The organism is Gelidibacter pelagius (genome assembly GCF_017581925.1).
GTDB classification, from domain to species: domain Bacteria; phylum Bacteroidota; class Bacteroidia; order Flavobacteriales; family Flavobacteriaceae; genus Gelidibacter; species Gelidibacter pelagius.
In genome coordinates this window covers 1-10,051 of the sequence record NZ_JAGEVG010000038.1, presented here as the reverse complement: position 1 = coordinate 10,051, position 10,051 = coordinate 1, and the positions used below count along the sequence as shown (strand labels likewise).

8 protein-coding genes are annotated in these 10,051 nt (G+C 35.0%); 4 read left to right on the top strand and 4 right to left on the bottom strand.

Annotated elements, in window-relative coordinates:
• Positions 1–91 precede the first annotated feature (91 nt).
• The 3 genes from J4051_RS18540 to J4051_RS18530 are packed head-to-tail and all read left to right on the top strand — an operon-like array spanning position 92 to position 5,221.
• Positions 92–1,210 carry a TonB-dependent receptor domain-containing protein gene (locus tag J4051_RS18540; protein ID WP_208235379.1) on the top strand — a complete coding sequence of 373 codons (1,119 nt, stop codon included), beginning with the start codon at positions 92–94 and terminating at the stop codon, positions 1,208–1,210.
• Between the two features lie 16 nt (positions 1,211–1,226).
• The gene (locus J4051_RS18535) at positions 1,227–2,615 is read left to right on the top strand and encodes a RagB/SusD family nutrient uptake outer membrane protein (RefSeq protein ID WP_208235378.1); all 1,389 of its coding nucleotides are present in this window, start codon (positions 1,227–1,229) and stop codon (positions 2,613–2,615) included.
• Between the two features lie 26 nt (positions 2,616–2,641).
• Positions 2,642–5,221, top strand: a complete 2,580-nt coding sequence (locus tag J4051_RS18530) for a S9 family peptidase (protein ID WP_208235377.1) — start codon at positions 2,642–2,644, stop codon at positions 5,219–5,221.
• A gap of 46 nt (positions 5,222–5,267) precedes the next feature.
• Here J4051_RS18530 and J4051_RS18525 read toward each other — a convergent pair whose 3' ends face one another.
• From J4051_RS18525 to J4051_RS18510, 4 genes are all read right to left on the bottom strand, one after another.
• Positions 5,268–5,552, bottom strand: coding sequence for a DUF6520 family protein (locus J4051_RS18525; RefSeq protein ID WP_208235376.1), 285 nt, complete (start codon positions 5,550–5,552; stop codon positions 5,268–5,270).
• A gap of 71 nt (positions 5,553–5,623) precedes the next feature.
• On the bottom strand, positions 5,624–7,150 hold the full coding sequence (locus J4051_RS18520; RefSeq protein WP_208235375.1) for a MauE/DoxX family redox-associated membrane protein: 1,527 nt from the start codon (positions 7,148–7,150) through the stop codon (positions 5,624–5,626).
• Between the two features lie 117 nt (positions 7,151–7,267).
• Positions 7,268–8,212 (bottom strand): helix-turn-helix domain-containing protein, encoded by a 945-nt coding sequence (locus J4051_RS18515; protein ID WP_208235374.1) that lies wholly within the window; start codon positions 8,210–8,212, stop codon positions 7,268–7,270.
• Positions 8,212–8,577, bottom strand: coding sequence for a DUF7793 family protein (locus J4051_RS18510; protein ID WP_208235373.1), 366 nt, complete (start codon positions 8,575–8,577; stop codon positions 8,212–8,214). Before J4051_RS18510 ends, J4051_RS18515 begins: the two co-directional genes overlap by 1 nt.
• A gap of 558 nt (positions 8,578–9,135) precedes the next feature.
• On the opposite strand from J4051_RS18510, the gene J4051_RS18505 reads away from it, so the two are divergent.
• Positions 9,136–9,333: a hypothetical protein gene (locus J4051_RS18505; protein ID WP_208235372.1), complete on the top strand. Its 198-nt coding sequence runs from the start codon at positions 9,136–9,138 to the stop codon at positions 9,331–9,333.
• The last annotated feature ends 718 nt before the right edge of the window (positions 9,334–10,051 follow it).

Genomic DNA, 10,051 nt, shown 5'->3' with positions numbered 1-10,051 from the left:
GGGGGTTCTGTTTTGAAAACAGGAACCCAATTCAGTAAAATATGGCAATGACAAAGCTATTTTTACTACTTTAGATTTTTATCGGACAACAATGAATTTTATTAGTAAAAACTTTCACTGGCTTAGTTTCGGAAAGTTAAGAGGAAGTTATGGAATTACAGGGAGTGACCAGATTGGAGATTACAAATACCTAAATACTTATAGCATATCAGGAAATAATTACGGAGGAATTATCGGTTTAGAGCCAAGTCAATTATTTAACCCAGATTTTAGTTGGGAAACCAACAAAAAGATCGAAGGAGCTGTGGAATTAGGTTTTTTCAATGACAGATTGCTCCTAAACACAGCGTATTATCGAAATCGCTCATCCAATCAGCTGGTTGGCATTCCATTACCACGAACTACTGGCTTCGCGTCAATAACAGCAAATTTGGATGCTGTAGTTCAAAACACAGGATGGGAGTTAGAGTTAAAGGGCAAAATTAAAAACCTTGACAATTTTAAATGGATAACATCACTAAATCTAACTTTGCCCAAAAACAAACTAATTTCCTTTCCTAATCTTGAAGGTTCAACTTATGCTAATCAATATATAATAGGACAACCATTAGATATACATAAAGTGTATCATTTTACGGGGATGAATCCACAAACAGGAATTTATGAATTTAAAGATTTTGATGGTGATGGGGCAATTACCCCAGCAAATGACAGACAAAAAATTGTCCAGACAATTCCTGATTTTTATGGAGGTTTACAAAATAGGATTAATTATAATAATTGGCAATTAGATTTTTTATTACAGTTTATAAAGCAATTGGGGTATGATTATAACTCTTTTGTAACATTACCTGGTATAATAAACAATAATTTGCCAATAGATTTTATTGATACTTGGCAGTCTCCAGGAGATAATAGTCCTTTTCAACCCTATACTGTTGGAATAAATAGTGATCTTTTAAATGCTTATAATAGATTTAGAAGTAGTAATGCGGCTTTCAGTGACGCTTCATTTATTAGACTTAAAAATGTTTCCCTATCCTATACGCTTCCATTATTAACATCAGACTCTATTAGCTCGCGTATTTATTTACAAGGGCAAAACTTATTTACTCTAACCAGATTTAAAGGAATAGATCCAGAAAACCAATCCTCAATAAGTCTACCGCCTTTACGAATATTTTCTTTAGGTATAACACTGAATTTTTAATCTAAACTAAATGATAATGAAAAATATAAAATATAACAGATTTACAAACTTGATAGGTTTATTAGTACTGCCGGTAATCTTACTTAATTGTGAGAGTTTTATTGAAGTGGATCTTCCTGACTCTCAAATTACCGGAGATCATGCATTTAGTGATATCGGAACTGCTGAAGCTGCTATAGCAAATGTTTATAGTAAGTTACGAAGTGGTGTTTTAGTTAGCGGTAATTCATCAGGGATTTCCATATTACTTGGCAGCTATACTGATGAGCTTCAAACCTATAATACAGGATTAACAGAGTTTCAGTTTTATCAAAACTCTCTTATCGCCACTAATACTTCTGTGAATTCTCTATGGACAGGAAGCTATAATCTTATTTATGCAGTTAATGCGGTAAAAGAAGGTTTGGAAAATTCTAAAACAATTTCTCCGAATGATAAAGATAGACTTTTGGGAGAAGCGCTATTTCTTAGAGTTTACATTCATTTTTATCTTTTGAATCTTTTTGGTGATATCCCATATGTAACAACAACAGATTATATTACAAATTCGACGATTGGAAAATTGCCACAATCTCAGGTATATATGTTAATGATAGACGATTTGAAAGATGCCAAGTCACTAATGCCTCCAGTAAACCATAGCCAATTCAAAACACGTCCGGGCATTGATACTGTGAAAACATTATTGGCAAGAATTTATCTATACATAGAAGAATGGGGGTTAGCAGAAATAGAGGCAAATTCCTTAATAAACTCAGAGAAGTTTGTTTGGGTAAATTCTCTTGATGAAGTCTTCTTAAAAAATAGTCCTGGTACTATCTGGCAATTAATGCCAAATCGACAAGGAGCGCCTACTATAGAGGGACAGAGCTTTATCTTTAAAATGGGTCCTCCTCCAAATAGGGCTCTAAATAAACTCATGATAGATATTTTTGAAATTGGAGATATGAGAAAAGAACTTTGGATCGGAAGTGTTTCAGGTGAAACTGAAACATGGTATTATCCACATAAATATAAGCAAAATACAAATGAGGCAACTTCCAATGAATTCTCAATTTTGTTTCGCTTGGAGGAAATGTATCTAATTCGAGCGGAAGCACGTACACATTTAGGTGATTTGGATGGAGCTAAAATTGACATTAACAAAATCCGCAGTCGTGCTTCACTGCCTGACACTTCAGCAGAGACAGCACAGCAACTTTTAGATGCTGTTATACAAGAGCGTCGCATTGAATTTTTTAGCGAATTGGGACATCGATTCTTTGATTTAAAACGAATGGGGTTGATAAACTCCACACTGTCTCCTATTAAACCAGGTTGGAATCCTACAGATACATTGTTGCCTATACCAGAATCAGAACTATTACTTAACCCTAATTTATTACCTCAGAATGCGGGTTACTAATTGCTTAATTGATAAAAAGTAATAAGATGAAAAACTTAACTTTTCAAATAAACATTTGGTATTTAATAATAATAGTAGTACCTAATGGATGGACCTGTTATTCTCAAGAAAAAAGAATGCTCACCCCTGAAGATTATAATCTATGGCATACCCTAAAAATGGGAGTCACCTCTGATGATGGTCAATGGACATCTTTCTCAAAACTGTATGAGAACAATACCGATACCTTATTTTTCAAAAACACTATTACAGATTTTCAGTACGTCTTTCCCTCAGGGCATGATGAGAAGATTACAGCAAAAGGCAATTTGTTCGGTTTTTTAAAAAGAGATACACTAGTCATTCTAGAAACATTGACAGGTAAACAAAAAGAATATCCCAATGTAGTTAAATTTCAATTTACAAAAGATGGAAATCATCTCATCTATCAATGCAATTCCAAAGTATCGAGCAGATTAGTTCTGAAAAATATCAAAACCGAACAAATTAAGCAGTTTAAAAACATAAAAGAATACAGCCTGAATCCAACACAGAAATACTTAGCTATAATTCAAACTAAGGAGGAAGCTAACTCAGTAAAATTGATAAGCCTTTTAGATCCAAATGAACAGTTTGTGTTTGCACAAAATGTTAGTTCGGATTATCAAAACTTAACGTGGAATGCTACCGGCAAATCACTTGCTTATTACATTTCCGAAAAAGGGAAAAACAAATATACGATTGATTTCATACCCAATGTAAGCAGTCCTTTATACAAGAATTGTTTAGAACTCTCTAAGGTCAAAAATATTCCAACTAATGTAAATATCATTAAAACTAAACTTTATATTTCAGAGAATGGAGATAAAGTGTTTTTTGACACTAACACTATTACCAATGTATCCGGAGGCAATACAAATGTTGAAATATGGAAATCTTCGGACAAGGAAATTCCCCCCAAATCAAAAATTAATTTTCAAAAATGGAATGTCTGGCTTCCCATAGAAAATAAAGTTTATGAAATAGAAAACGACAATCTAATTGTTAACGGCATAACAGACAACGACCAAAAGGCCATATTATTGGATAATAATATCTATCTACCCCTGTATGAACATGGTGACAGGTATAGTGATGTTTACATGATGGATTTGAATACAGGAATAAAAAAGAAAATAATACAAAAACAATTAAGAGCACATCATCATGTTGCTATTAATCCGAAGGGACATCATATTGCATATTTTAAAGATAAAAACTGGTGGAGTTATAACACTAGAACTAACGTGCACAAATGTGTTACAGAGAAAATTGATGGCATTTTTAATAAATCATTGAGCGACCGCCTTGATGATCATCGGGCTTATGGTTTTGGCGGATGGACTACAACAGGACAAATGATCGTTTATGACCAGTTTGATATATGGTTAATTTTACCTGATGGTAATAAAAATCAAAAATTAACCAATAGAGTGAACACTAAAATCAGACATCGTATCACTACCTATCCAAGTAAATCAATCAAAAGCAACTTTTTTGGATTTGTTTTAGCTCCATACAATCTTAAAGAAGGATTGCTTATTCAAACATTAAACACCGAAAAGTTAAGCGAGGGTTTTGGTATATGGAGTATAAAGAATGGTTTTCAGGAAATTGTGCATAAAGACTGCAAAATTCTATATGTAAAAAGAATTGGAAAAGGCGACAACTTCCAATTCATTGAAAGTACATTTGATACTTCTCCAAAAATAATGATTACAACCATTGGTGGAAAAAAAACAGAAATAGCCCAAGCCAATAAACAGCAAAAACATTTCTATTGGGAGAAATCGGAGTTAATTCATTATAAAGGTCCAAATGGCGAAAACTTGAAAGGAGCGTTATTTTACCCTACAAATTACAACCCCGATAAAAAATATCCAATGATTGTTTCTATTTATGAAAATATGTCACAGGCTTTAAATGAGTATGTTCCACCAACATTAGAAAATTTTACTGGTTTTAATGTTACAAACTTCACACAAGGAGGATATTTTGTTTTGCTACCTGATATTGCCTATACACTGAACAAGCCGGGAAAATCAGCTTTAGATTGTGTAACATCTGCTGTTCATAAGGCAAATAATAACCACTCTATTGATCAAAACAATATTGGGCTTATTGGACATTCCTTTGGAGGCTTCGAAACTACATATATCATTAGTCAGACAGATATGTTCAAAACTGCTGTGGCTGGTGGGGCAGTAACCGATCTTTTAAGTTTTTATCTAGATTTTGATTCATCAAACCTATCCAATATGGAACGTTTTGAAAGCGAACAATTAAGAAATAAAATTCTGTTTACTGAATCCAAATTCCAATCCGAATCACCTCTTATGAATGTAAAAACAATACATACACCAGTGTTATTATGGACAGGGGCTAACGATAAATCTGTTCCAGCTTATTATAGTAAGAAATTTTTTTTAGCGTTGTGGAGACTTCAGAAAAATGTTACCCTTTTAATTTATCCAGATGAAGGTCATGTACTGATGGATACAGAAAATCAAAAAGACATAACTCTTAAAACGATGAAATGGTTCAATTACTATTTAAAGAATGATCCTAAGGAAAAGTGGATTAATTAATAGTTTTTATTAAGGTGCCCTAATTAGGGCACCTTAAAATTATTCCTTAATCTAATCTATAAAGAGGCTTGATACAAGGCGAGTCTTCGCTACCGTACTTTCCAAAAGCTTGGTACGTATTACCATCTGTGTGTACAGTTGTACACATAAATGGTTTTATTGTATTATCGCATTTAACCTCTACAGCACAAGGTAAATCAGGTAAATTGATCCACCCCGTTTCAGGAGCTAATAGTGTCTTTTCTTGTGCACTTTCAAATGCAAAAGCACTAACAACAGCCAGCATTAGAACAAAAGCCGGCAAAACCATTTTTAAAATTTTTGATTTCATGATATTAATTTTAATATTTAGTATCTACTCTCTTACAGGTTTTCGATTTCCCCTGATACGGCCGTATATTTTCATTTTTTCAATTCAAAATTTAAAGGTTGTAAACGATATAAAACTACATGATGTTCACTAAGTCCAATTAAAATATTATTATAAATCTGAAAGCTCTTTATCTTCTCCCTTTTATAATCATATAAATAGAAACTGAACTCATAGGTATGATTTTCTAAATTATATACATCAACAATTGAAGCATCTTTAAGTATTTCTTCGGGTTCATATTTTCCTAACCTGTCTGACTTTATAAATAAATATTTTCCCGCAGAATAACTCTGATGATTTACTATCAGGGGTTGTTCAGCAAGTCTTCTTACTTGATCTGAATTTGAAGATGCTATTCTGATTACAGCATTTTTTACCGTATCAATTGTCCGCCCTTGATAGTCAATATCGAGATCTGTATCTGCCGTTACAAATTTATTCCTATAATAATACACATAGATTAAACGGTTCAATTCAGAATTGTACCTTAACATACCATCAGTGTCAAAGATTCCGTCAATCTGCTTTTGCAGTAATTTATTGGATACTCTGAAGGTATCAGAGTTATCAAAATCAATGCGTCCAATGACATTTTGGCTACTCTTATTATCTATACTTCTAAAAACAAACTGAGTTGAGGAAACTGATTCCATCTGCGAAAAAGTAAAATTGTTGTCACCTTGCCAACTTAATCGTGCTTTCCAATCCGATAGCTTCCCTTTAAAAATAACAGGCACACTACCATCAATCAGGAAAAAATAAGGTGACTGTATCCTAATTTGAGGAGAAAAAAAAGTGATTTGCTGTGTATTATCCAGTTCTATCTTATGTGTTTTTACGTTAGCCAATGTAGTATCAACACTTAGAGTATGTGCTGGAGCACTGCTGTTCCCAAGATATATACGACCTTCCGCAAACCCCGCAATATAATAGGAATTGTACTTGATATTTAAACCTTTTATTGTGGTTACAGGATGTGGTGGATACCTGCGCAAAAAACTATTATTTCTTTGTATTTCTTTTTCAGATAATAAATATAATGTACTGACAGACATAACTCCTCCAATAAAAACGCTTAGAATTGATATAATAAATGTTTTAGGTTTTTTGAAACTCATTATTCGAGAATCATTCTGTTTCTTTTCAAACAATAAGGCAAATAGTGCAAGGATGATAAAACAAACATTAAATATCAAATGCTCCGTCCATCCCAAGGCTTCCAACACCCCACCACAAGAACAAGGTACAAAATCAGTAAAGTTCAGGATGATAACTATATAAGTCGTAAACAGGACCATCATGGCAAAAAAACCATATAGAGCAATCCGTTTGGTGCGCTTAAACACTAAGAGAAGCGATATAAGCAACTCCAACAATGGCACCCCAATGGCCACCGGCTTGGCATAAGCACTCAATAACGGAGATTGCCCCAACTGGGTTTCAAACGTCTCAAAATCCAACAATTTGCTCACGGCGGCATACACAAATAAGAACGCACACAAATAAATACCAATCTCTACGAAGTAGTTTCTCAATATGTCCCATCTCAATTTCATAACTGAATCTTAAGTAGGAATAAAATTCGTGAATTGTAATGTTTTCAAAAGGATAATCGATAGTCTCAGAGGGAGTAGAATCAATTTGAATCTTGAATCTTAAATTTTGAATCGGGATTACTTCCTCAAAGCCATCGGCGTGACCCCATATTGCTTTTTAAAAGCTTTCGAAAAATGGGACATGTTTTTAAAGCCAGTCATTTGAGCAATTCCTTTAACCGGCAGGCTTGTATTCTGCAATAGCATACGGGCTCGTTTTAAGCGCTCTTGGGTTAAAAAACGGTAAACAGAAGTGCCGTACAATTGCTTAAAGCCATTTTTTAATTTGTGCTCATTGGTACCAAATTCATGGGCCAAAACCCGCAATCCAGGAAGCGGTTGTGAAATGTTCTGGAGAAGACGGTCCCGGACGCTCTGAATAATTCGAACATCCTTTTCATTGGATAGTTTAAAGGGAGGGTTTGTTTTTACACGAGATCGTAAATCTCCTGATGCTAATAAAGCCTTGATTCTGTCTTCTATAAACAATCTGTTCAGTGAAGTCTCAAAGGTGGTCACCAAAATAAAAGATACAGGCCATTCCGCTATGGAAACGGTACTAAAAGCACAAGTGCACCTTTTGGTCAACGCCCCCTGGATCTTAAAAGAAAGATCATGTATCCCGTGATAATTGTCTTTATAAAGTAGATCGCGCGCAATCAATTGCCAACTTGACAATGATTCTGCCGTTAACAGATCAGAAAAGGAAGCTCCTAATAACACATCAGATTCCTGTCCCAATAACGTATGAACGGTGTTGTTGACATACCGCACTTGAAAACCGGTATCCAGTACAAATAGCATATGTACATATTCCTTGATGGCCTCCGGCGAATCCAAATACCCTACATACCGCAAAGTATCGGCCAGCTCCTCCACCAGAAGGTTGGTCGTCATAAGCACCAATTCAATATCATCATCTTCCTCTGAACGTTCTATTAGATAGGATCCCCCTCCCACAATCAATGTCATGAGCAACCGTTGGATTTGCTGTAGTCGATGTTTATTAAACGGACTTTGCATCAGCGATAGGATTTTAGAAAATGCATAGCCTCATATTGGTTTTCAAACAACTGCGTCGGAATGAGCGGTTTGCTCCTGTGGATATAAACACGCAATAGCGCCTCTATAATCGCTCTTGTGTCAACCATTGCTACAGCTTTTAATAAAAACGAACCTTCATTCGCAAGATAATCCCGTGCCGATTTATCAGCATCCTTTATACCTTGAAGATCGCACAATACAGGAAAGGAAGCGTCTTGTTGATAATGAAGCCGTTCATTTACCACAATTTTTGCCGTGCTATAATCAAGAACAGGAAGTGGTTTATATACAAAAATAAGAATGCCATCCGCCATCCAAATTTTAGAGTAAGTAGTCTCTTTCATAAGCATGAAGATTGATTGGAACCTCTAACATAGGAAAAAAACCAATCCATTTAACGTAAAAACAACTCATAATGATTTTTCAATCAGGGTTTTACACAGAATCCAGCAAAGTTTTGTGCTCAAAAGGATAATTTATGTTCTCAAAGGGATTAATAAGTTAGAAATCCGCAGCTAAATTATGAACGTCACAATTAATTTTATAGTTTCCCTTATAAAATCAGCTGACCTATCGACAATAAAAACCTAACAATCAAACGCTTTGCAATAAAAACACTTCTAATAAGCACCATGAAATTTAAAAAAGAGTCCTAAATCTAAACTTTATCCCGCTATCATGACTAAATCAAAAACCTACATCCCAGATTACCTGCCAGTCCACCGTCATAGAACAACGACTAGGTAAAGCCAAAAAACCAGATCGACCATTCGTTACCTTTTCGGATACTGTAAACCGCCAATTCATAACGGATCACTGCAGACTGCTGACTGCCGACTGCTGACTGCTGACTGCTGACTGAATACTCCCATTAACTTTTTTCACCTTAAAATAATCTTCTGATGCAAAGAATTTGTATATACAGCAAGGATATCTGTTGGATAACGGGAAAAAGCGAACGCTATGCCAGAGACATTTTACGCGATATCCGACTGCTGCACAAAAAAAAGAAGCACCAATTGATCACTATTGCCGAGGCATGCGATTATCTAGGGTTGCCCTTTCAAGAAGTCTGTGATTTACTAAATGGTAAAAGCTAAATAACAAATCAAAAAAATCCTTCTCTTTTTAAGATAAGGTGGATTTAAGCGCAGCACAACGCTTAAAGACGGAAGTATTCAAATTTAAATAATATTAATATACAAAAATCAAATGTTTTAAAGATGACCTACTCATAAACACAAGACCACTCCCAACCTCTTCATTAATAAAAAAACCAACATCAAACTCCAAAACTCATAAATATTCACAATCCAGCTCCCCTCTTTAGACAAAGAGGGGAATGAATTCACCGTAGTGCAACGAAGGTGAAGAAAGGGGAGTTTGAAAAAAGGGTGTTAAAAAAAAGAAATAAAAAACCCTTATACCATTTTCAGTATTTTCCTCCCACAATTCCACAAGCCCAAAATTGCCTCGTGCAACTGTAACAGGATTTAATTAATAATCTGTATAGCAATTCCAAGACAGTCAACCTTTTAACTGAATGTCCCCGATTAAAGTAGAGGGTTATTCGCTCTTCAAAAATCACCAATCAAAAATCTTCAATCGTTAATCGTTAATCGCTGATCCCTACCCTCTACCCTCTACCTCTCTACCCTCTACCTCTCTACCCTCTACCTCTCTACCCTCTACCTCTCTACCCTCTACCTCTCCACCCTCTACCCTCTACCCTCTACCTTCTCTACCCTCTACTCCCCCCATAGATACTCCATAGATACTCCATAGATACTCCATGGATAAAGCATGCCATAGGCACTT

Bases quoted from the DNA above. Each gene is read 5' to 3' on its own strand.
- J4051_RS18540 (WP_208235379.1), top strand. From the start codon at position 92: ATGAATTTTATTAGTAAAAACTTTCACTGGCTTAGTTTCGGAAAGTTA.
- J4051_RS18535 (WP_208235378.1), top strand. From the start codon at position 1,227: ATGAAAAATATAAAATATAACAGATTTACAAACTTGATAGGTTTATTA.
- J4051_RS18530 (WP_208235377.1), top strand. From the start codon at position 2,642: ATGAAAAACTTAACTTTTCAAATAAACATTTGGTATTTAATAATAATA.
- J4051_RS18525 (WP_208235376.1), bottom strand. From the start codon at position 5,552: ATGAAATCAAAAATTTTAAAAATGGTTTTGCCGGCTTTTGTTCTAATG.
- J4051_RS18520 (WP_208235375.1), bottom strand. From the start codon at position 7,150: ATGAAATTGAGATGGGACATATTGAGAAACTACTTCGTAGAGATTGGT.
- J4051_RS18515 (WP_208235374.1), bottom strand. From the start codon at position 8,212: ATGCAAAGTCCGTTTAATAAACATCGACTACAGCAAATCCAACGGTTG.
- J4051_RS18510 (WP_208235373.1), bottom strand. From the start codon at position 8,577: ATGAAAGAGACTACTTACTCTAAAATTTGGATGGCGGATGGCATTCTT.
- J4051_RS18505 (WP_208235372.1), top strand. From the start codon at position 9,136: ATGCAAAGAATTTGTATATACAGCAAGGATATCTGTTGGATAACGGGA.